This is a genomic window from Pseudonocardia kongjuensis, from assembly GCF_039526905.1.
GTDB lineage: Bacteria > Actinomycetota > Actinomycetes > Mycobacteriales > Pseudonocardiaceae > Pseudonocardia > Pseudonocardia kongjuensis.
Window position 1 is genome coordinate 1 of the sequence record NZ_BAAAJK010000018.1, and the last position, 21,875, is coordinate 21,875.

Consider the following 21,875-nt stretch of genomic DNA (forward strand, 5'->3'; position numbering starts at 1 on the left):
CGGTGGCGACCCGGTGCCGCCGCGGTCGGCGCGGGAGCACCGCCACGGGGCGGGCCGGGCCGCTGCGGCGGGGACGGCGGGGCCTGCTGGGCGCCGTAGGCGACCGCGCCGAAGTTGCCGATGCCGGAGTCCTCGTGGGTCAGCAGCGGTGGCGGCGGCTGGGGGAGCGGCCGGGGCCTGCCCCCCTGCGGGACGGGCGGGGGCGAGCCGGGCGGCCCCGGGCGCGGGTTCGGGCCCGGACGGCCGGGGGGCGGTCCGGGTGGCGGTCCGGCCGGTGGCGGGGCCGGCGGACCGGGCCGGCGGGGCCCGGCGCCGGGGCGGGGAGCCGGCGGGGGGAGCGGGCGGCCGGGGGGAGGCGGCGGTCCGGGTGGCGGGGTGCGTCGGGGGTCACGCTCGTCGTTCACCGGGCGGCTCCGTGGGGTGCGGTCTCGCTGGTCCGCCGGTCGCCGGGTCGGGGGTGCCCGGGACGGCGGTGGTCGGTGGCCGGACCCGCGCCGCGGCGGGCCCGGTGGGCTCCGGCGCGCGGTCCGTGATCGGCGGGCGGGCCGGCAGGTGGGCCTGCGCGTGCACCTGGCTCGGCGGACGGGCCGGCGGCCGGGTCGGCGGGTGGGGCGACGGGCGGGGCGACACGGGCTCAGCCACCCGCCGTCCGGCGGCCGCCGCGCGGACGGCCGGTGCCGAGGACGAACGAGCGGACCAGGTGGTTCCACCGGCAGGTCCGGCAGACCTCGACCACGTGCACGGTGAACTCGCGGTGGTGCGCCGCGAGCTGCTCCAGGTCCTCGGTGGAGCGGGCCGAACCGGAGATGTGCCGCAGTGCCTCGCCGAACACCCAGGACACCTGGCTGAGCTGGTCCCGGCGGCAGACCGGGCAGGTCTCGTCGACGGTCCGGCCGTGGAAGCGGGCAGCGCGCTGCAGGTAGGCACCGGCGTCGCACACCTCCTCGGGATCGACCCGACCGGCACGGACGTCGGCCAGCAGCGCGCGGCGCTGCAGGGCGTAGTCCACCACCTGTCGCGGGCTGAGCACTCGACCAGGGTACGCGCGACCGTGATCCGCGCCGACCGCCCGCCCCGTGCCGGTGGCCCGTTCCGTGCCTGGTCGGGGCACTCGTCCGGATCGGTGGTGGTTGTGACGACGATCATTCGACGAGCGAACCGATGTATCGGGCCGATATGGTCGGGCCGCGGTCCGTCCGGGATCGCGCGGCAGCGAGGGGGGCGTGCGGTGCTGGAGTTCGCCGTTCTCGGGTTGCTCCAGGAAGGACCGCTGCACGGCTACGAGCTGCGCAAGCAGCTCGGCCGTCGGCTGGGTGGTCTGCGGGCATTCTCCTACGGCTCGCTCTACCCGGCACTGCGCAGGCTGCTGCGGGCCGGACTGATCGCCGAGACCGGGCCGGATCCCGCCGACGTCGAGCGTGCGGTCGGGGCCGGCTGGTCCCGGCGCGGCCGCCGCGTGTACCGGATCACCGCAGAGGGCAAGGAACGGTTCGGCGAGCTGCTCGACGACGCCGGACCGCAGGCGTGGGAGGACGGCAGCTTCGGCGTGCACCTGGCGTTCTTCTCGCGGACGCCGGCCGACACGCGACTGCGGATCCTGGAGGGCAGGCGCCGGGCGGTGGAGGAGCGCCGGGACGGCCTGCGCGCCGCGCTCGGCCGGACCGGCGAGCAGATCGACCGCTACACCCGCGAGCTGCACCGCCTCGGGCTGGAGAGCTCCGAGCGCGAGGTGCGCTGGCTGAACGAGCTGATCGCGGCCGAGAACGCCGAACAGCCGCACGAGACCATCCCCGGCGACGGCGCCGGAACGGACGCCGGACCCGGGTCCGGCGGGGAACGACAGGACGAGACAACAGGAGGAGCCTGACATGAGCCAGGTTCGGGTCGCGGTCGTCGGCGTGGGTAACTGCGCGGCGTCGCTGGTCCAGGGTGTCCACTACTACGCGGACGCCGACCCGTCGACCCAGGTCCCCGGCCTGATGCACGTCGACTTCGGCGGCTACCACGTCCGGGACGTGACGTTCGTGGCCGCGTTCGACGTCGACGCCAAGAAGGTCGGCCACGACCTCGCCGACGCCATCTCGGCCAGCGAGAACAACACCATCAAGATCGCGGACGTGCCGCCGCTCGGGGTGGCCGTGCAGCGCGGCCCGACCCTGGACGGCCTCGGCCGCTTCTACCGGGAGACGATCACCGAGTCCGACGACGAGCCGGTCGACGTCGCGCAGGCGCTGCGCGACGCGGGCGCCGACGTGCTGGTCTCCTACCTGCCGGTGGGCAGCGAGGAGGCGGACCGGCACTACGCCCAGGCCGCGCTGGACGCGGGCGTCGCGTTCGTCAACGCGCTGCCGGTGTTCATCGCGTCGGATCCGGTGTGGGCGGAGAAGTTCCGCGCCGCGGGCGTGCCGATCGTCGGCGACGACATCAAGTCCCAGGTCGGCGCGACCATCACGCACCGGGTGCTGGCGACGCTGTTCGAGGACCGCGGGGTGCAGCTCGACCGCACCATGCAGCTCAACGTGGGCGGGAACATGGACTTCCTGAACATGAAGGAGCTGGACCGGCTGGAGTCCAAGAAGGTCTCCAAGACCCAGGCGGTGACCTCCCAGGTGGACCGGGACATGGGCCGGGGCAACGTGCACATCGGCCCGTCCGACTACGTCGCCTGGCTGGACGACCGCAAGTGGGCCTACGTCCGGCTGGAGGGCCGGGCGTTCGGCGACGTCCCGCTGAACCTGGAGTACAAGCTCGAGGTCTGGGACTCCCCGAACTCGGCCGGGATCATCATCGACGCCGTCCGTGCGGCCAAGATCGCGAAGGACCGCGGCATCGGCGGACCGCTGCTGTCCGCGTCGAGCTACTTCATGAAGTCCCCGCCGGAGCAGTACCGGGACTCCGTCGCGCGGGACAAGGTGGAGTCGTTCATCCGGGGCGAGATCGACAGCTGATCGATTTCTCCGGGCATCGGCCCGGCGGCGACCACCCAGGTCACCGCCGGGCCGATGCCGTTTCCGGAACAGGAAGTCTCCGATCTGGAATCTTCTCGAAATTGTCCGTGAGCGCAGTCATCCCGTTATTGTGTGCTGGGTCATTTATCCGGGCGATATCTGTTCGTAATGTCGCCTTCGGCCTTGCGCGACCTGTGCCCAACCGGGGTGCAGGGCGCAGGGTCTCCGCCGGACGACGACGCGGGCGGGCTGCACGGCCACCGGACACGGCGTACCCAGCGCCGCACCACGCACTCCCCCCGGGCCTGCGCACCCCGCCCCCACGGCTCGCCGGCGGTGCTACCCCCGAGGAAACACCGTGCCCCAGCGTCCCACCGCTCCGGCGCTCCGCGTCGCCGTCGTGGCCACCACCGCCGCCGCGGCCGCAGCCCTGTCCGTGCTTCCCGCCGCCACCGCGGCCCCGGCCCCGGACACCACTCCCGAACTCGGCACCGCGACGGTCACCCACGACGTCGTGCCCGCCACGAACGTGCTGCCCGTCTCGCTCACCACCGCGGGCAACCCGGCCGCGCAGAACGTCGCCGCCGCCACCGACGCGGCCGCACAGGCCGGCCAGGCCGTCGCCGCGCGCCAGACCGCGCTGTCCACCGCGATGGCCCAGATCGGCAAGCCCTACAGCTGGGGCGCCACCGGCCCGAGCGCCTTCGACTGCTCCGGCCTGGTGTCCTACGCGTTCTCCGCCGCCGGCAAGGACGTGCCGCGCACCAGCCGCGCCCAGGCGACCGCGGGCACCCCGGTCAGCCGCTCCGAGCTGCAGCCCGGTGACCTGGTGTTCTTCTACAGCCCGGTCAGCCACGTCGGCATCTACATCGGCGGCGGCCAGATCGTGCACGCCTCGACCAGCGGCAAGCCGGTGAAGATCGACGACATGGACCGGATGCCGTTCAACTCGGCGCGCCGGATCTGAGCCGCGGGGTCCGCCGCGCGCGGACCCGGCAGCGCGCCGTAGGTTCCGGCGCATGACCGCTTCGCACCGCCCGCTCGCCCTGATCACCGGTGCCTCCCAGGGCATCGGCGCCGCCGTCGCCCGGCAGCTCGCGCCGCGCTACGACCTGATCCTGGGCGGGCGCGACGAGGAGCGGCTGGCCGCGGTCGCCGACGAGCTCACCGCGGCCGGCCCGGTCGGCGTCCGCACCCTCGCCGTCGAGCTCACCGACGACGCGGCGCTGGCCGGCGCGCTGGCCGGGATCGACCGGCTCGACGCGCTGGTGCACTCCGCGGGCACCGGCGAGCTCGGGACCGTCGAGGAGACCCCGGCGCAGGCCTGGCGCAGGCAGTTCGACGTGAACGTGGTCGCCGTCGCCGAGGCCACCCGGCTGCTGCTGCCGGCGCTGCGCGCGGCCGGTGCGGCCGGCGGGGCCGACGTCGTGCTGGTGAACTCCGGCGCGGGCTTCACCGCCAGGCCCGGCTGGGTGTCCTACGCGGCCAGCAAGTTCGCGCTGCGCGCGTTCGGCGACGCGCTGCGCGCCGAGGAGTCGGCCCGCGGCATCCGGGTCACCTCGGTGCATCCCGGCCGGGTGGACACCGCGATGCAGCGGGCGGTCGTCGCGCACGAGGGCGGCGAGTACGACGGATCGCGCTTCCTGCGCCCGGAGTCGGTCGCGGCCGCCGTGCTCGCGGCGCTGACCGCGAGCCGGGACGCGCACCTCACCGAGATCGTGGTGCGGCCGCAGGGGTGAGCGCCGCGACCGTGCGGAGCTCGGCGAGCGCGGCGACGACCGGCGGGGTGCTCGCGACGGCCTCGCGCACCACCGCCAGGATCGTGCGCACCGGCACCGGCCGGACGACCGGGACCGCCCGGGTCCCGGCCGGGAGCCGCACCGCCCCGAGCTCGGGGAGCACGGTGATCCCGATCCCGGCCCCGACGAAGGCCAGCGCCGTCGGGTAGTCGTGCGCCTCGACGTGGAACGGCGGCCGGAACCCGGCGGCCGAGCAGGCCTCGACGAGATTGCGCCGGCACCAGCCGCGGGCGAAGTCGTTGTCCACCCAGCGCTCGCCGGCGAGCTCGGCCAGCTCGATCTCGGACCGGGCGGCCAGCGGATGGCCGTCCGGGAGGACGACGACGTACGGATCGTCGAGCAGGTGCACCACGCCGAACCCGGGCCGGCCCCGGAAGTCCGGCCGCTCGACCGCGATCTGCACGTCCGAGCACTGCGCCGGATCGTCCGGCAGCGACTCGCGCAGCGCCAGGTCCAGACGCACGCCCGGGAAGTCGGCGGTCAGCCGGTGCACCACGCCGGGCAGCCAGGCGGCGCCGACGGAGGCGAAGTAGGACAGCGACAGCGTGCCGGTCCGGCCGGCCCGCAGGTCGGCCACGACGGTCTCGGCCTCGCCGAGCCGGGCCAGGATCGCATCGGCCTGCTCGGCCAGCACGGTGCCGGCCGCCGTCACCCGCAGGCCACGCCCGGCCCGTTCGAACAGGGCGAGCCCGGTCTCCCGCTGCAGCGCGGTGACGTGCTGGCTGACCGCCGACGGCGTGTAGCCCAGGTTCGCGGCGGCCGCCTGGACCGATCCGCTCGCGACGACGGACCGGAACACCCGCAGGCGGTGCGTGTCGAGCATCGGCCGATCGTACAGCGCTACTGAATCCATCGGTAGGAACAGTCGCTGGTACTTAATGGTTCGCGGGAGCAGGCTGAGCACATGACGCCGTTCCCCGCCCGGTACCGGGCGCTGCTCCCGCTCGCCGCCGCCGCTGTCACCGTCGTGCTCTGGGCCTCGGCGTTCGTCGGGATCCGGGCGGTCGGCCACGACCTGTCGCCGGGCGCGCTGGCGCTGGGCCGGATGCTGGTCGGCTCGGCGACGCTGACGGCGATCGTGCTGGCCGTGCACACCCGGCGCGGCCGGCCGGTGCCCCGGCCGGCGCCGGGACTGCTCGGTGCGGTCGCGCTCTGGGGCGCCGCCTGGTTCGGGCTCTACAACCTGGCCCTCAACGCGGCCGAGCGGCACCTGGACGCCGGCACCACCGCGCTGCTGGTGAACGTCGCACCGGTGGTCGTCGCGGTGCTCGCCGGGCTGCTCCTCGGCGAGGGCTTCCCGGTCCGGCTGCTGATCGGGATGGCGGTCGCGTTCGGCGGCGTCGCGCTGATCGCGGCGACCACCTCGGCCGGCGGGACCGACGTCGCCGGGGTGCTCCTCGGGCTGGTCGCGGCACTGGTCTACGCCGGCGCCGCGGTCGCGCAGAAGCGGCTGCTCGCCCGGATCGACGCGCTGACCGTCACCTGGCTCGGCGCGCTCGCCGGCACCGTGGCACTGCTGCCGTTCCTCCCCGCCCTGCTCGGCGAGCTCGCCACCGCACCGGCCGGGGCACTCGCCGGGACCGTGTACCTCGGCGTGTTCCCGACCGCGATCGCGTTCCTGACCTGGGGCTACGCCCTGTCCAGGACGAGCGCCGGCCGGCTCGCGGCGGCCACCTACGCGGTCCCGCCGATCGTGGTGCTGCTGTCCTGGGGCCTGCTCGGCGAGATCCCGGCCCCGCTGGCACTGGCCGGTGGTGCGCTGTGCCTGGCCGGTGTCGCCGTCGCGACCCGGCGCGGCCGCCCGATCCCCACCGGATCGGTCGGACGACCGATCCCCACCGGCTGATTCCGGTCTACCCTCGCCGGTATGGGGGACGAGCAGGGGGACGACGGCAGGGCCCTGATCCGGGTGTCCGACGCCGAGCGACAGGAGACGGCCGAGCGCCTCAAGCTCGCCCACGACGAGGGCAGGCTGTCGCTCACCGAGTACGACGAGCGGCTGCGCGCGGCCTACGCGGCGACGGTGCGCGCCGATCTCGTGGCGCTCGAGGCCGACCTGCCCCGGGTGCGCCGCAAGGACCTGCCCGCGGTGCGCGCGGAGCGGGCGGAGGCCGAACGGGCCGACCAGATCCGCGAGTACGCCAAGGAGTGGCGGTCGTGGGCCGGGGTCGCGGTGCTGCTCACCACGATCTGGGGGATCACCTCGATCGCGTCCGGCCAGCTGAACTTCTTCTGGCCGATGTTCCCGATCGGCATCTGGGGCGCGGTGCTGGTCGCGCAGCTGTTCTGGCGCGACGACGACTGACCCGGGACTAGAGTCCTGGCATGCTCGATCCCGGCCGCGTCGACCTGGCTGCGCTGGCCGACGCGCTCGACGACCGGTCGCCCGACGTCCGGTGGTACCTCGACCCGGACACCGGGGCGGTCGCGGCGCACCCCGCGGGGGACCCCCCGCCGGCCGGCGACCGGGTGCTGATCGAGCCGGTGACCAGCCGCGAGTCGTACCGGGACATGTCCGACTTCACCGCGGGCGTGCAGCACCGGCGGGCCGGCGCGCTGCTGGACCGGGCGATCGACGGGCGGGGCGCGTTCCGCCGGTTCAAGAACACGCTGTTCGAGTTCCCCGAGGTCCGCGACCAGTGGTACCGCTTCCGGGACGCCCGCTCCCGGCGCCGCGCCGTCGACTGGCTGGCCACCGCCGGGCTGATCTCCGAGGCCGACGCCGAACGCGTCCGGGCCCGCCATCCCGATCCCGACCCGTCGAACGAGGACGTGCCCGCGGCCGTCGCCGACGATCTCGTCGCGCACTACGGTCCGCGACTGCGGCAGGTGCTGCTGTTCGGCTCGTGGGCCAGCGGCGAGGGATCGGTGGAGTCCGCGATCGACCTGCTCCTGGTGCTCGACGACGAGCAGGCCCCGGTCGACCCGTGGCAGGAGCTCGCCTCGGTGGACGAGGTGCTGTGGCGGCACACCCAGCGCAGCGGGCTCACCATCAGCGCGCTGCCGGTCGGTCAGCGCGAGCTCGCCCGGCCGGACGATCCGACGGTGATCCGGGCCCGCGCCGAGGCGGTGCGCGTGCGATGAGCACCGGCCGGCACCGTCCCGGGATCGCCAGGGCCCGCACCGAGCTCGCGGGCGCCCGGCTGCTCGCCGGGCACGGCTACGCCGACGCGGCGGTGTCGCGCTCGTTCCACGCCGCGTTCCGGGCCGCCGAGACGGCGCTGCTCGTGCTGGGGGAGACCCGGGCCGAGCACTCCGACGTGGTCAGCGCGTTCGTCCGCCGGGTGGTCCGGGAGCGCTCGCTCGACCCGCGGGCCGGGCGGCTGCTCCGCTCGCTGTACAACCGGCGCGGCCTGGCCGACCACTCCGACGTGCCGGCCCCGGCCGCCGAGGCGGACGCCGCGCTGGCCGACGCCGCGTTCGTGATCGACGCGGTCGCGGCCTGGCTCGCGGAGCCCTCGCTCAGCAGCCCGCCGGACCCGAGCAGCGGCACCACCCGGCGGCCGGCGCGGCCGGTCCGCCGGGCCCGTCCGGCGCGGGCCGCCGACTCCTGACCGGGCCCGGACCGCACCGGGTCCGGACCGGACGTCAGAAGAAGTCGCCGCCGAAGTCGCCGCCGCCGTCGAACATGCCGCCGCCGTCCCCGCCGTCGAACCCGCCGGGATCGTCGAAGCCGCCGTCCGCGCCGTCCATGCCGCCGCCGTCCATGCCGTCGGCTCCGGCGTAGGCGGCCTGGTCGGCACCGGCCATCCCGCTGAACAGCGAGGTGAACAGCAGCGCCGATCCGACGCCCCACGCCCCGCCGATCAGCGCGGGCTTCCACCACGGCTCGGAGTACCAGCCGCGCGGCACCGGGCGCCCGGCCACCGTCCCACCGGGGTAGTAGTGGTTGTTGCGGTCGGTCGGCTGCGGCGACGCGCCCAGCGTGCGCCCCTCGACCTCGACCTCGCGCTCCTCGGTGACCGCACCGGCCCGCGCCTGGCCCGGGAGCGGCGGCAGCTCGGGGCCGGGGTCCATCCCCATCGCGGTCCGGGCGGCGCGCACGTAGTACAGGCCCTCGTACGCGGTCTCGGTGACCTGGCGGGTCTGGGGCACGGTCCGCGCCTGCTCCATCTGCGACCCGGCCGCGGTGTAGCGCTCCGCGGCGTCGGCGAGCGCCTGCCGGGACGGCTCGTCGGTCCCGGTCAGCGACAGCACCTGGCCGCCGAGCCGCTCGACCCAGCGGCGGGCCTCGGCCTTCGCGTCGTCGAGCTGCGCGGCCTGGTCCGCCTGATGCCTGCGGACCAGCCAGACCACGGCGGCGACCGCCGCCAGCGCGACGATCAGTGTGAGCAATGCTCCGGTCATATCGGACCTCCCACCCGGGTCAACGCACGAGATGCCCGCCGCGTTCCGGGCGCCGGCTTCAGCGGACGACGTTGACCAGGCGGCCCGGCACCACGATCACCTTGCGCGGCTCCGCACCGGCCAGCGCCGCGACGATCTTCTCGTCGGCCAGCGCCGCCGCGCGGATCTCGTCCTGCCCGGCGTCGGCCGGGACCGTGATCCGGGACCGCACCTTGCCGTTGACCTGGATCGGGTACTCGACGGTGTCGTCGACCAGGTACCGCTCGTCGGCCTGCGGGAACGGCGCGTAGGCCAGCGAGCCGTCGTGCCCCAGCTTCTGCCACAGCTCCTCGGCGATGTGCGGGGCCAGCGGCGCCAGCATCAGCACCAGCGCCTCGGCGACCGGCCGCTCGACCGGCGCGGCCCGCTTGGTCAGCACGTTGTTCAGCTCGATCAGCTTCGCGGCTGCGGTGTTGTAGTGCAGCGCCGGGACGTCCTCGCGGACGCCGGCGATCGCCTTGTGCAGCGCGCGCAGCACGTCCTCGCCGGGCTCGGCGTCGACGACGGTGACCTCGCCGGTCTGCTCGTCGACCAGGTTGCGCCACACCCGCTGCAGGAACCGCTGCGGGCCGACGACGTCGCGGGTCGACCAGGGCCGGGAGGCGTCCATCGGGCCGGTGTACATCTCGTAGAGCCGGAAGGTGTCCGCGCCGTAGCGGTCGCACATCTCGTCCGGCGTCACGACGTTCTTCAGCGACTTGCCCATCTTCCCGTACTCCCGGGTGACGGGCTCGCCGTTCCACGTGAAACGCGGCGTGCCGTCCGGGCCCGCCTCCTCGACGATCTCCTCGGCCGGCACGTAGGTGCCGCGGGCGTCGGTGTAGGCCCAGGCCTGGATGTAGCCCTGGTTGAACAGCCTGCGGAACGGCTCCTCACTGGACACGTGGCCCAGGTCGAACAGCACCTTGTGCCAGAACCGGGAGTACAGCAGGTGCAGCACCGCGTGCTCGACGCCGCCGACGTACAGGTCGACGCCGCCCGGGTCCTCGGTGCCCGGCTGCGCCTCGGACGGGTCGGTGCCCAGCCAGTACCGCTCGGCCTCCGGCGAGACGAACCGCTCGGAGTTCTCCGGGTCCAGGTAGCGCAGGTAGTACCAGCAGGAACCGGCCCACTGCGGCATCGTGTTCGTCTCGCGCCGGTACGCCCTCGGGCCCTGGTCGCCACCGGCGGCGCCCAGGTCCAGCTCGACGTTCACCCACTCCGCGGCCCGGGACAGCGGCGGCTCCGGCTCGCTGTCCGCGTCGTCCGCGGCGTAGGTCTTCGGCGCGTAGTCGTCGACGTCGGGCAGCTCGACCGGCAGCTGGTCGGCGGGCAGCGAGATCGGGCCGTGCTCGTCCCACACGATCGGGAACGGCTCACCCCAGTAGCGCTGCCGGGAGAACAGCCAGTCCCGCAGCTTGTACTGCACGACGCCCTCGCCGGAGCCCTTGGCCGCCAGCCAGTCGATGATCGCCCGCTTGGCGTCGGCGACGCCCAGGCCGTTCAGGCTGATCTCGTCGTTCGCCGAGTTGACCGCGGGCCCGTCGCCGGTGAACGCCTCGCCCGACCAGTCGGCGCCCGGGTCCACGGTGCGCACGATCGGCAGGCCGAACGCGGTCGCGAAGTCCCAGTCCCGCTGGTCCTGCGCGGGCACCGCCATGATCGCGCCGGTGCCGTAGCCCATCAGCACGTAGTCGGCGACGAAGACCGGGATCTCGGCCCCGTTCACCGGGTTGACGGCGTACGCGCCGGTGAAGACGCCGGTCTTGTCCCGGTTCTCCTGGCGGTCCAGCTCGGACTTGCGGGCCGCCTCGGCCCGGTAGGCCGCGACCGCCTCCGCCGGGGTCGCCGCGCCGCCGGTCCACCGCTCGTCGGTCCCGGCGGGCCAGGCCGCGGGGGTGATCTCGCCGACCAGCGGGTGCTCCGGCGCCAGCACCATGTAGGTGGCCCCGAACAGCGTGTCCGGCCGGGTGGTGAAGACCTCGATGCCGGCGTCGGCGTCGCACACGCCGAACGTGACCCGTGCGCCCTCGGACCGGCCGATCCAGTTGCGCTGCATCGCCTTGACCGACTCCGGCCAGTCGACCCGGTCCAGGTCGGCGATCAGCCGGTCGGAGTAGGCGGTGATCCGCATCATCCACTGCCTGAGGTTGCGCCGGAACACCGGGAAGTTGCCGCGCTCGGAGCGGCCGTCGGCGGTGACCTCCTCGTTCGCCAGCACGGTGCCCAGCCCCGGGCACCAGTTGACCGGCGCCTCGGAGATGTAGGCCAGCCGGTGCGAGTCGATCAGCCGGCGGCGCTCGCCCTCGGACAGCCCGGTCCACGGCCGGCCGTCCGGGGTGGGCCGCTCACCGCTCTCGAAGGACGCGCGCAGCTCGGCGATCGGGCGGGCCCGGTCCGCGTCGGTGTCGTACCAGGCCTCGAAGATCTCCCGGAAGATCCACTGCGTCCAGCGGTAGAACGGGATGTCGGTGGTCGAGACCGACCGGCGCGGGTCGTGCCCCAGGCCCAGCTGGCGCAGCTGCTGCCGGTACCGGGCGATGTTCGCCTCGGTGGTGGCGCGCGGGTGCGTCCCGGTCTGCACGGCGTACTGCTCGGCGGGCAGCCCGAACGCGTCGAACCCCATCGGGTGCAGCACGTTGTGCCCGGTCATCCGCAGGTAGCGGCCCAGCACGTCGGTGCCGATGAAGCCGAGCGGGTGCCCGACGTGCAGGCCGGAGCCGGACGGGTACGGGAACATGTCCATCAGGTAGAACTTCGGCTTCTCCGAGCCCGGCTCGCCGGGGCCCGGGGCGTGGAAGGTCTGCTCGGCCTCCCAGAAGTCCTGCCACTTGCGCTCGATCCGGGCGGCCATCTCGGCGTCGTACCGGAAGGCCGGACGGTCGGTTCGGTCACCGGTCGCCGGTGCCGCGCTGGTCTCGGTGGTCATGTCCGCTTCACCTCGGGAAACATGTCGTGACGGCCCGTGCCCGGGGCCCGGAACACGCTGCGACCCCTCCGCACCCGGTGCAGGAGGGGTCGTCGCCGCGCCGGCGTGTCGTGACGGCGGTCTCGCTGCCGACCTCAGCCCGGCGCGGCGCCGGGAAGTCGGTGCTGCCGGTGGGGCAGCCGACGTCGGGCCGCGCACATGTGACCAGGGTAGCCGGGGCGGGCGGGCCCGCTGCGCCGGGTTCTACCCTGGTCACGTGCCCACCACGCTGCGCCTGGTCCTCGCCGTCCTGCTCCTGCTGGCCGGAGCGGTGCTCGTCGTGCTCGCCGTGCTCGGTGCGAGCGGCAGGCTGCCCCGCAACAGGTTCGTCGGTGTCCGCACGCCGAGCAGCCTGCGCACCGCGGACGCGTTCGCCCTCGCCAACCGGGTCGCCGCGCGCCCGCTGGGCGCGGCCGGCCTGATCGGGCTGGTCGGCGGGACCGCGCTGCTGCTCACCGACCGGGGTGGCGCGGCCCCGTGGGTGCTGGCCGTCATCGCGCTGGCCGGGGTGGTCGTCATGGCCGGCCTCGGCGGCTCGTTCGGGGCCCGGGCCGCGGAGATCGCGATCGCCGAGCAGGCCCCCGCGCCGTCCTGCGCCGGTGTCTGCACCGGCTGCGACCTGGTGGCCGGCTGCGGCGGTCCGGCGGAGTCCGACCGGCGGGCCGGGGAGCGCAGCGCGGGCACCGGCCGCTGATCCCGGCGGGAACCCGGATCAGCCCGTCGGCGGGAGCGCCCGCTCGATCTCGTCGGCGGCGGCCGGTGCGCCACCGGCCGCGGCGATCTCACCGGCCATCCAGCTCAGCCGCTCGCGCACCGCGGGATCGGTGCTGACCTGCTGCACCGCCGACCACAGCCGGTCCGGGGTGAGGGTGGCCGGGTCGAGGGTGACGCCGAGCCCGAGCTCGGCGATCCGGTCGGCGTTCGCCCGCTGCTCGGCCATCTGCGGCAGCGCCACCAGCGGGACCCCGGCGGCGGGGTCCAGCCGGTCTCGGCCGCGCGGTCGCCGAGCACCGGGCCGACGAACCGGAATCCCTCGAAGGTCTCCCCGGCGTACTGGAACGCCCGGGGCAGGGTGACCAGCCGCTGGGCCGCGGCGCTGCCCTCGAAGAACCCCCGGACGTCCCGGATTCCCTCCCTGCGCAGGTAGGAGCCATATCTCATCATTGTGGCGAGAAACCGTGGGGCGAGCGGGTTCAGCCGGGTGTAGCGGTTCATCGACCAGTGCCGGTTGCTGACCAGGTTCGGCCAGACCTCCACCGACGGCACCGCCCGGCGGTGCGCCGGCACCCGTCCCCAGATCGCCAGGGGTCCGTCGTGCAGCACCAGATCCGGGGCCGGGTGCCGGGCGAGCAGCGGGACGAGCATGCGGGTCTCGTCGAGCAGGTACCCCATCGCGGACCAGGTGCCTGCCGTGCATCTGCGGCGGATCGGCGAGGCCGTGGGCCTCCCACGTCGAGGGCACCGGCACGACCCGGGCGCCGGTGGCGGCCGGCAGCGCGGCGAACCGCTCCGGGACGAAGCTGGTCACCCGGTGGCCGCGGCGGACCAGCTCGGCGACGATCCCGAGCGTCGGGTTGACGTGCCCGGCGCCGAGCGGCACGTAGTGCGACACGGTGGCCATCGGCGGCCGGGTAGCTCCGCCGGTGCGTCCGCCCCGGATCAGTTCTGCGCGGGGTCCGCCGGGAAGGTGGCGAGCAGCGCGAGCGGGATCCCCTGCCGGCGCAGCACCCGCTCCCACAGCCGGTCGTGCGAGGTCGTCAGCAGGTCGTCCGGGAGCCCCGGCACGACGAACCAGTCGCCGCGGGCGATCTCCCCGTGCAGCTGCCCGCCGTCCCAGCCCGAGTAGCCGGCGAAGATCCGCAGCCCGCGCAGCCGGGGTGCGAGCGGGGCCGGATCGGAGTCGAGATCGACCAGCTGCACCGGGGGCCGGACCGGCATCAGGCCGCTCAGCCCGCGGGTCGACTGCCCGGTGCGCAGCGCGGCGAGGCAGAGCGCGGTCTGCGCCTCCACCGGCCCGCCGACGAACATCGAGCCGGGATCGCTGGTCACCCCGGCCCATTTGGGGAGCACGTCGCGCACGGCGGACCGGCCGGGCCGGTTGAGCACGACGCCGAGACTGCCGTGCGGACGGTGCTCGATCATGTAGACGACCGTCCGGGCGAAGTTCGGATCACCCAGACCGGGGGCGGCGACGAGCAGGCTGCCCGGTGTGACCGGGGGAAGGGCGGCGCCTCGGGTGGCGCGGTGTTCCCGCACGGCGTCAGTTTCGCACCCGCCCCGGGGGTCCGCTTTCGGCACCCGTGTGCAGTAGCGCCACCCGACCGATGGACGCCGGACCGGGCGGTCCCGGGCGGGTCGTCCGGGGCGCTCGGCACCCGGCGCGGACGATCGTGTGTACGGACGTCTGAACGGGGTCACCCGGACCGGGCACGCTCCGTACGTACGTCATAGACAATCGTATATGACGTACGTACAGCTCAGAGGTTCTCGGCCGCCCAGGCCCGCAGCGCCGCCTCGGCCTCGTCCGGCCCGAGCGGGCCCTGCTCCATCCGCAGCGCGAGCAGGTGCTGGTAGGCGCGACCGACCGCCGGGCCCGGCGGGATGCCGAGCAGCCGCATGATCTGGTTGCCGTCGAGGTCCGGCCGGATCGCGTCGAGCTCCTCCTGCTTGCGCAGCTCGGCGATCCGCCGCTCCAGCCCGTCGTAGTTGCGCTGCAGCGCCGCCGCCCGCCGCCGGTTGCGGGTGGTGCAGTCGGACCGGACCAGCTGGTGCAGCCGGTCCAGCAGCGGGCCGGCGTCGGTCACGTACCGGCGGACCGCCGAGTCGCTCCACTCGCCCTTGCCGTAGCCGTGGAACCGCAGGTGCAGGTACACGAGCTGGGAGACGTCGTCGATCAGTGCCTTCGGGTACTTCAGCGCGCGCAGCCGCTTGCGGGTCATCTTGGCGCCGACCACCTCGTGGTGGTGGAAGCTGACCCGGCCGTCCGGCTCCTTGCGCCGGGTGGCCGGCTTGCCGATGTCGTGCAGCAGCGCCGCCAGCCGCAGCGTCAGGTCCGGGCCGTCGGTCTCCCGCTCGATCGCCTGCTCCATGACGACCAGCGAGTGCGTGTAGACGTCCTTGTGCTGCATGTGCTCGTCGGTCTCCAGCTGCATCGCCGGCACCTCGGGGACGACGTGCTGCGCCAGCCCGGTGTCGCAGAGCAGCTCGATCCCGCGCCGCGGGTGCGCGCCGAGGACCAGCTTGGAGAACTCGGCCTGCACCCGCTCGGCGGTGATCCGGGACAGCTCGTCGGCCATCGCGGTCATCGCCGCGGTCACCCGGTCGGCCGGGGTGAAGCCGAGCTGGGACACGAACCGGGCGGCCCGCAGCATCCGCAGCGGATCGTCGGCGAAGGAGCGCTCGGGGAGGTCCGGTGTGTCGAGGACGCCCTGGGCGAGCGCGGCGAACCCGCCGTGCGGGTCGACGAACCGGCGCTCCCCGAGCTCGACGGCCATCGCGTTGACCGTGAAGTCCCGCCGGACCAGGTCGCCCTCGATGTCGTCGCCGAAGCGGACCTCGGGATTGCGGGACCTGCCGTCGTAGGTGTCGGCGCGGAACGTCGTCACCTCGATCACCTGATCGCGGCGGCGCAGCCCGACGGTGCCGAACGCGATCCCGGTGTCCCAGACCGCGTCGGCCCAGCCGCGGACGGCCTCCAGGATCTGTTCCGGCCGGGCGTCGGTGGTGAAGTCCAGATCGCCGGAGTCCCGGTCCGACACCCCGGTGCCGCGCAGCAGCGCGTCCCGGACGCTGCCCCCGACCAGGTAGATCCGGTGCCCGCGCTCGGCGAACCGGGCCGCCAGCTCGTCGGCGACGGCCGGCACGTCGAGCATCTGCATCACGGCGTCCTCCTGCGAGCGCTTCAGCCCCTCCGGGTCCGGCCCGGGGCCGGACTCCCGACCGCCCCGGGCAGCCGGGCGCGGGTTCTGGGCGGAGGTCACGGGACGCGAGGTGACGGACGGCGTGGACACGACCGGCCAGTGTAGGCAACGCGCCCGGGCGGGGCCCGCGGGTACGGGTCCGGGCGGGACGGCGGGCCCGCAGATCAACGGGCACCCGACCGCCGCGAGCCCGATCGGTGACGGCTCGTCGACCCACCGAGATGCCACCGTCTCGTTACCATCGCCACATGTCCACCTCCCGCGGCCGCTCCGGGGGGCGTCGCGCGGGACGCTCGTCCGACCGGCGCCGCCGCCTGCGCACGGTGGACGAGACGTCCGCGGGTGGCCTCGTCGTCGATCCGCGCTCGGGCGCCGCGGCGCTGATCGGCCGGCTGGACCGGCGCGGCCGGCTGCTGTGGTCGCTGCCCAAGGGGCACATCGAGGCCGGTGAGACCGCGGAACAGGCGGCCGTGCGCGAGGTGCAGGAGGAGACCGGCATCATCGGTGAGGTGCTGGCACCCCTGGGCACCATCGACTTCTGGTTCGTGGCCGAAGACCGCCGCGTGCACAAGACCGTGCACCACTACCTGATGCGCGCGCTGGGCGGCGAGCTCTCCGACGAGGACGTCGAGGTCTCCGAGGTGGCCTGGGTGCCGCTCGGCGAGCTGGAGGGCCGGCTCGCCTACGCCGACGAACGCCGGTTGATCCGGCACGCGGCCAACCTCCTGGAGGAGACCGCGTGAGCCGGGTCGCGGCCCTGGTCGCGATCCTGCTCGCCGCCCTCCTGTCCGGGTCGGTGGCACTCCCCGCCCCGGCGCGGGCCCAGGAGCAGCCGGACGTGGCACCGGTCCGGCTGGAGGTCGACGCGATGTCGCCCCGGGTCGTCACCTCGGCCGGGCCGCCGGAGCTCGTCGTCACCGGTTCGGTGACCAACACCGGACCGGATCCGGTGGACGACCTCTCGCTGCGGGTGCAGCGCGGACCCGCGGTCGGCGGCGAGCCGGCGCTGCGCGCGGCGTTCGCCGGGGAGGCCCCGGTGGACGACGCGACGCCGGCGTTCACCGAGCTGGGGCCGGTCGCCCCCGGCGGCTCCGTCCCGTTCCGCTACTCGGTCCGGCTGACCGGTGACCGGGCGGACTCGCTCGCGCTGCCGGGCCCGGGCACCTACCCGCTGCTGGTGAACCTCAACGGCACGGTGAACGGCACCCCGTCCCGGATCGCCGGGATCCGCAGCGTGCTGCCGGTCTCGTCGCTGCCCGGCGCGCCGGCCGACCCGGGCACCTCGGCGACCCCGGTGTCGATGCTGTACCCGATCACCGACGCCCCCCGGCGGATCCCGCCGGTGCCGGGGCAGGTCCCGGTGCTCACCGACGACGACCTGGCGACCTCGATGGCTCCCGGCGGGCGGCTGTACGGCCTGGTCGACGCGCTGTCCGACGGCGCGCCACCCGGCTCGCCGGTCCGCACCGCGCTCTGTCTGGCGATCGATCCCGAGCTGGTGGCGACGGCGGCGGCGATGAGCGGCGGCTACGAGGTGACCGTCGGGCCGGGCGGCGAGACCGCCCCCGGGCGGGGCGCCGCGGCCGCGGCCGAGTGGCTCGAGGCGCTCCGGGGTGCGGCGGCCGGGTCCTGCGTGCTGGCCCTTCCCCCGTCCGACGCCGACCTGGTCGCGCTGGTCCGAGCCGGCCAGGCGGAGCTGGCCCGCACCACCCTCGAACAGGGCCGGGCCGCGCTCGCCGAGCTGCTGGGCACCACCGTCCTGAGCGACGTCGTGTGGCCCGCCGACGGCGTGCTGGACGAGCCGACCCTGGAGGCGCTCGGCGGCGGCACCCGGTTCCTGCTGTCGTCGGACGGCGTGTCCTCCGGGCAGACGTCCGGGGTGGTCCGGCTCAACGACGGTCCCGCCGGTGGGGACCGGGCCGTGCTGGCCGATCCGTTGCTCGCCCAGGCCGCGACCGGCCCGGCCGTCGTCGAGCTGCAGGACGGTGGCGCCGGGGGACTGGCCGGCCAGGAGCTGGCCGGGGCGCTGGCGTTCCGGGCGGGCACCGGCGGCACGGCCGGCCCGGATGGCCCGGCCGGTTCGCTGCTCGTCGCCCCGCCGCACGGCTGGGCCGCCGGCCGGGAGGCCGCCGCCGGGATCCTGTCGGCGCTGACCGCCCTGATCCAGGACGGCAGGCTCGCCGCGGCCGGGCTGCCCGGCGTCGCGGCCCAGGCCGATCCGGCCGCCGAACCGGCCCGGCTGTTCTACCCGGTGCAGGCCGGCGGGGCGGAGATCCCCGGCCCGGTGATCGACACGGTGGCCGACCAGGTCCGGTCGATCGAGGGACTGCGCGGCGCCGCGGAGGCCCGGACCGGGGTCGGCGCGAGCCCGGCCGAGGTGTTCGATCCGCTGGTCCGCGGGACGCTGCGGGCGGCGTCGTCGTGGTGGCGGGCGGACCCGGCCCGGGCCGAGCGGGAGGCCGCGATCGTGGCCGGGCGGATCGAGCAGATCCGGGCGTCGGTGCGGGTCGTGCAGCCGCCGAGCCCGTACTCGCTCGGCACCAGCGACGCGCCGCTGCTGATCACGGTGGCCAACGGGCTGCCGGTCACGATGAACGTCCGGGTGGTGCTGTCCAGCACCACCGGCCTGCGGGTGGCCCCGATCCCGGTGCAGGCGGTCCCGCCGCTGGGCCGGGTGCAGGTCCGGGTGAGCGCGCAGGTGACGCGGTCCGGCCAGTTCGGGGTGGACGCGGGCCTGCGCACCCCGGACGGCGCGGAGCTCGGGCCGGACACCCGGCTCCGGGTCCGGTCGACCGTCTACGGCACCGTCACCGTCTGGCTGACCGGGATCGCCGGCGCGTTGCTGGTGGTGCTGGTGGTGCGCCGGATCGTCCGCCGGGTGCGCGCCGGCAGCGGCTCCGGCGACGCCTCGGGGGGCGGCCCGGCAGGCGGCCCGGACAGCGGCCCCGACGACCGCCCGGACGGCGGGCCGGACGGTGCTGCGGGCCCCCGGGCGGCGGCGCCCAGCGACGCCGGCGGCGAGGCCGCCGCACCCCCCGCCGCGGACCGGGCACCGCCGCGCTGAACGGCGGCCTACTCACCCGCAACGGGTCATCCACGGATCCAGGACGACCGTTCGTCGCATGAAAACGACAGTTCGCCGAATACCGTCGGCTGTGCGGCGAACCTGTCCGGACCCCCGGCCGATGACTGTTCGAGCGGGTCGCGAAGGCGGTCCTCGACTCGTCCGGAAGGGACGGGGTGACGTAGGCTGATGCCCGACGAGACATCAGCGCGCCAGGGGGAGGCGAAGCCGTTGAACGGGCAGATCGACGAGCGCGCTGCCCGTACGGAACTTCACCCGAACCCCCAGGCCGACGCGGCGGGCACGCACCCCTCGCTGGACCCGGCCGGTGCCGTCGATCCGGCCACCGCCACCACCCACGACGGCCGTGAGCAGTCCCCGGCCGCCGACGGCGGGGCGACCGCCCGGGTGCCCGCGCAGACCCGGGCCACCGAGCGGATCCCCGCGGCGCGGGACGCCGTCGGCACCGCGGCGGGCTCCCCGCTCACCGACCGCTACGTGCTCCGCCAGCGGACCGGCTCCGATCCCTCGGCCGGCGCCGAGTTCTGGCGCGCCGAGGACACCGTGCTGCGCCGTCCGGTCGCCGTCACCCTGCTCCGCAGGCTGCCCGCCGACGACCGTTCGGACGATCCGGAGGGCTCGGCCCGGGCCGGCGAGATGATCGTCCGCGCGCTGCGGTCGGGCTGTTTCGAGCACCCCGGCAGCGCGCGGCTGCTGGACGTGCTGGCCCCCGGCACGCACGGCCTCCCGGCCGACGTGCTTGGCGCGGCCGTCGCCGAGTGGGTGCCGGGCAGGTCGCTCGCCGAGACCGTCGCCGACGGGCCGGTCCGGGCGCAGCGGGCGGCGAAGGCCGTCGAGACGCTCGCCGCCGCCGCGACCGAGGCCCACCAGCAGGGCCTGGTGCTCGGCTGCGACCACCCGCAGCGGATCCGGATCACGCCGGACGGCCGCGCGATCCTCGCCTTCCTGCTGCCCCGCCCGTCGGTGTCGGCCGCCGACGACGTGCGCGGGCTGGGCGGGCTGCTGTACACGCTGCTGACCCGCCGCTGGCCGCTCTCGGTCGCCGACGCCGCCCGGGCCGGGCTGGTCGCCGCGGACCGGACCCCGACCGGCCGGCTGCGCTCGCCGGCGCAGCTGCGCCCGGGCGTCCCGCTGGAGCTGGACACGCTGTGCATGGGCGCGCTCGGCCAGGCGGGCGAGGGCGGTCTCGGCCGGGTGCACACCGCGGCCGCGATGCACCGGATGCTGGCCGACGTCGTCGCCGAGCACGCGGACCAGGCGTTCTTCCCGCCGGTGCACGACGGCGCCCCGTCCGATCCGGACGACGTCTGGCAGGACTCCGATCGGCTCCCCGACACCCGCAACGATCCGCAGCGCCGCCGGAACCTGCGGGTCGGCCTGGCCGTGCTGGCGATCGGCGTGCTCATCGTGCTCGGCTACCTGGGCATCCAGGTGGGCGCGCTGTTCGGCGGCTCCAGCACCCCGCCGGTCGTCATCCCGCCGGCCGCGACGGCGCCGGTCCAGCAGGGCCAGGCTCCGGCCGCGGTCGCCGCCCCGGTGCAGGACGTGTCGGTCCAGGTCTTCGACCCGGCCGGGGACGGGGACAACGCCGCCACCGTCGACCGGGTGGTCGACGGCGACCCGTCGACCACCTGGAGCACCAGCCGGTACTTCCAGCAGTTCCCGGCGCTCAAGCCCGGGATCGGGATCATGGCGTCGTTCGGCTCGCCGGAGCCGGTGAGCCGGCTGACGATCGACTCGGCGAGCGCGGGCACCGTCGTGGAGGTGCGCACGGCGCCCACCGCGGACGCCACGCTCGGGCAGACCGATCTCGTCCGCACCGTGACCCTGGAGCAGGGCGAGACGGTCGTCCCGCTGGACGCCGCCGAGCCGACCGGCCACGTCCTCCTGTGGATCACCGGCCTCGGCCCCGGCAACCAGAGCGAGATCGGCGAGATCTCCTTCGAGCGGGCCGTCCAGTAGCCCACCCCGGCAGCCCGCCGTTCGCAGCCGCGAACGGTACCGGCCGGACGCCGGTGGCCGGACCCGCACCGGACCTACCGTGCGCCGGTGCCCACCGTCGACCGGTCCCCGCGGCCCGCCGCGCCCGACCTGGACGAGGTGTTCCGGGCGCACGCCGACCGGCTCTGGTCGGTCGCGCTGCGCATCCTCGGCGATCGGGCCGACGCCGAGGACGCGGTCCAGGAGGCGTTCCTGGCCGCGCTCCGCTCGTCGCACTTCCGGGGTGAGGCCGCCCCTGGGACCTGGCTGCACCGGATCCTGGTGAACGGCTGCATCGACCGCATCCGGGCCCGGGCCCGGCGCCGGGACGCCGACGATGCCGGCGCGGCCGTCGTCCGGGACCCGGCCGGGCCGCTGGTGACCCGGCTGACGGTCGACGACGCGCTCGCCGTGCTGCCCGTCGAGCAGCGGGTGGCGGTGGTGCTGGTGGACGGCCTCGGCTACCCGGTCGCCGAGGTCGCGGAGATCTCCGGCGTCGCGGACGGAACGGTGAAGAGCCGCTGCGCGCGGGCCAGGGCCCGCTTGGCCGCGGAGCTCGGGTGCCTGCACGAGGAGGACCGATGAGCACGCCCGGAGAGCCTTATCGCCACACTGACACGAATCAGTCGGAGAGTTCTCGTCGGACCGACGAGCACCCGGATCCACCTGCTGAATGTCACATCGACGATAACGTTGCGGTGCGGGTGCGGCTCGTGGCGGCCCTCGGGCCGGTCCCGATGCCCGACGACGTCGCCGGCCGGATCCGCGGGCGGCTGCACGACGAGCTCACCGGCGGCACCCGCACCCCGC

At 75.3% G+C, this 21,875-nt stretch carries 20 protein-coding genes; 13 read left to right on the forward strand and 7 right to left on the reverse strand.

Annotated elements, in window-relative coordinates; translation table 11 throughout:
* Positions 1–634: 634 nt before the first annotated feature.
* On the reverse strand, positions 635–1,030 hold the full coding sequence (locus ABD160_RS17690; RefSeq protein ID WP_344023800.1) for a DUF5318 family protein: 396 nt from the start codon (positions 1,028–1,030) through the stop codon (positions 635–637).
* A 198-nt stretch (positions 1,031–1,228) separates the two neighbouring features.
* On the opposite strand from ABD160_RS17690, the gene ABD160_RS17695 reads away from it, so the two are divergent.
* The 4 genes from ABD160_RS17695 (at position 1,229) to ABD160_RS17710 (ending at position 4,687) form a co-directional block, all read left to right on the forward strand.
* Positions 1,229–1,867 (forward strand): PadR family transcriptional regulator, encoded by a 639-nt coding sequence (locus tag ABD160_RS17695; RefSeq protein ID WP_344023802.1) that lies wholly within the window; start codon positions 1,229–1,231, stop codon positions 1,865–1,867.
* A gap of 1 nt (position 1,868) precedes the next feature.
* Positions 1,869–2,948 (forward strand): inositol-3-phosphate synthase, encoded by a 1,080-nt coding sequence (locus tag ABD160_RS17700; protein ID WP_344023804.1) that lies wholly within the window; start codon positions 1,869–1,871, stop codon positions 2,946–2,948.
* A 358-nt stretch (positions 2,949–3,306) separates the two neighbouring features.
* Positions 3,307–3,915: a C40 family peptidase gene (locus ABD160_RS17705; protein ID WP_344023806.1), complete on the forward strand. Its 609-nt coding sequence runs from the start codon at positions 3,307–3,309 to the stop codon at positions 3,913–3,915.
* Positions 3,916–3,967: 52 nt separating this feature from the next.
* On the forward strand, positions 3,968–4,687 hold the full coding sequence (locus tag ABD160_RS17710) for an SDR family oxidoreductase (RefSeq protein WP_344023808.1): 720 nt from the start codon (positions 3,968–3,970) through the stop codon (positions 4,685–4,687).
* On the opposite strand, the gene ABD160_RS17715 is transcribed toward ABD160_RS17710, so the two are convergent.
* Positions 4,656–5,570: a LysR family transcriptional regulator gene (locus ABD160_RS17715; protein WP_344023810.1), complete on the reverse strand. Its 915-nt coding sequence runs from the start codon at positions 5,568–5,570 to the stop codon at positions 4,656–4,658. The genes ABD160_RS17710 and ABD160_RS17715 overlap by 32 nt on opposite strands.
* An 81-nt stretch (positions 5,571–5,651) precedes the next feature.
* Between ABD160_RS17715 and ABD160_RS17720 the strand changes: the two genes are divergently transcribed.
* The 4 genes from ABD160_RS17720 to ABD160_RS17735 are packed head-to-tail and all read left to right on the forward strand — an operon-like array spanning position 5,652 to position 8,301.
* Complete coding sequence (locus ABD160_RS17720; RefSeq protein ID WP_344023812.1) at positions 5,652–6,593, forward strand: DMT family transporter; 942 nt, start codon at positions 5,652–5,654, stop codon at positions 6,591–6,593.
* A 21-nt stretch (positions 6,594–6,614) separates the two neighbouring features.
* Entirely contained in the window at positions 6,615–7,052 is a 438-nt protein-coding gene (locus ABD160_RS17725) for a DUF1707 SHOCT-like domain-containing protein (protein ID WP_344023814.1), read from the forward strand.
* A 20-nt stretch (positions 7,053–7,072) separates the two neighbouring features.
* The gene (locus tag ABD160_RS17730) at positions 7,073–7,831 is read left to right on the forward strand and encodes a UPF0158 family protein (protein WP_344023816.1); all 759 of its coding nucleotides are present in this window, start codon (positions 7,073–7,075) and stop codon (positions 7,829–7,831) included.
* Positions 7,828–8,301 carry a HEPN domain-containing protein gene (locus tag ABD160_RS17735; protein WP_344023818.1) on the forward strand — a complete coding sequence of 158 codons (474 nt, stop codon included), beginning with the start codon at positions 7,828–7,830 and terminating at the stop codon, positions 8,299–8,301. The genes ABD160_RS17730 and ABD160_RS17735 overlap by 4 nt, the downstream gene beginning before the upstream one ends.
* 34 nt (positions 8,302–8,335) lie before the next feature.
* On the opposite strand, the gene ABD160_RS17740 is transcribed toward ABD160_RS17735, so the two are convergent.
* Positions 8,336–9,094 (reverse strand): hypothetical protein, encoded by a 759-nt coding sequence (locus tag ABD160_RS17740; RefSeq protein ID WP_344023820.1) that lies wholly within the window; start codon positions 9,092–9,094, stop codon positions 8,336–8,338.
* A gap of 58 nt (positions 9,095–9,152) precedes the next feature.
* Positions 9,153–12,041 (reverse strand): leucine--tRNA ligase, encoded by a 2,889-nt coding sequence (leuS, locus tag ABD160_RS17745; RefSeq protein WP_344023821.1) that lies wholly within the window; start codon positions 12,039–12,041, stop codon positions 9,153–9,155.
* A 256-nt stretch (positions 12,042–12,297) separates the two neighbouring features.
* On the opposite strand from leuS, the gene ABD160_RS17750 reads away from it, so the two are divergent.
* Positions 12,298–12,774 carry an SdpI family protein gene (locus ABD160_RS17750; RefSeq protein WP_344023823.1) on the forward strand — a complete coding sequence of 159 codons (477 nt, stop codon included), beginning with the start codon at positions 12,298–12,300 and terminating at the stop codon, positions 12,772–12,774.
* A gap of 18 nt (positions 12,775–12,792) precedes the next feature.
* On the opposite strand, the gene ABD160_RS17755 is transcribed toward ABD160_RS17750, so the two are convergent.
* From ABD160_RS17755 to ABD160_RS17765, 3 genes are all read right to left on the reverse strand, one after another.
* Positions 12,793–13,701 (reverse strand): nucleotide disphospho-sugar-binding domain-containing protein, encoded by a 909-nt coding sequence (locus tag ABD160_RS17755; RefSeq protein ID WP_344023825.1) that lies wholly within the window; start codon positions 13,699–13,701, stop codon positions 12,793–12,795.
* A gap of 38 nt (positions 13,702–13,739) precedes the next feature.
* Entirely contained in the window at positions 13,740–14,336 is a 597-nt protein-coding gene (locus tag ABD160_RS17760) for a YqgE/AlgH family protein (RefSeq protein ID WP_344023827.1), read from the reverse strand.
* Positions 14,337–14,557: 221 nt separating this feature from the next.
* Complete coding sequence (locus tag ABD160_RS17765) at positions 14,558–15,958, reverse strand: CCA tRNA nucleotidyltransferase (protein ID WP_344024358.1); 1,401 nt, start codon at positions 15,956–15,958, stop codon at positions 14,558–14,560.
* Positions 15,959–16,248: 290 nt separating this feature from the next.
* Here ABD160_RS17765 and ABD160_RS17770 point away from each other — a divergent pair, with 290 nt between their 5' ends.
* The 4 genes from ABD160_RS17770 to ABD160_RS17785 all read left to right on the forward strand — a co-directional run bounded on the left by ABD160_RS17770 (position 16,249) and on the right by ABD160_RS17785 (position 21,650).
* Positions 16,249–16,743: an NUDIX hydrolase gene (locus tag ABD160_RS17770; RefSeq protein ID WP_344023829.1), complete on the forward strand. Its 495-nt coding sequence runs from the start codon at positions 16,249–16,251 to the stop codon at positions 16,741–16,743.
* Positions 16,740–19,064 (forward strand): DUF6049 family protein, encoded by a 2,325-nt coding sequence (locus ABD160_RS17775; RefSeq protein ID WP_344023831.1) that lies wholly within the window; start codon positions 16,740–16,742, stop codon positions 19,062–19,064. The genes ABD160_RS17770 and ABD160_RS17775 overlap by 4 nt, the downstream gene beginning before the upstream one ends.
* Positions 19,065–19,253: 189 nt before the next feature.
* Entirely contained in the window at positions 19,254–21,047 is a 1,794-nt protein-coding gene (locus ABD160_RS17780; RefSeq protein ID WP_344023833.1) for a protein kinase family protein, read from the forward strand.
* A gap of 87 nt (positions 21,048–21,134) precedes the next feature.
* A complete protein-coding gene (locus ABD160_RS17785; protein ID WP_344023835.1) occupies positions 21,135–21,650 on the forward strand; it encodes a sigma-70 family RNA polymerase sigma factor in 516 nt (171 codons plus the stop codon).
* The last annotated feature ends 225 nt before the right edge of the window (positions 21,651–21,875 follow it).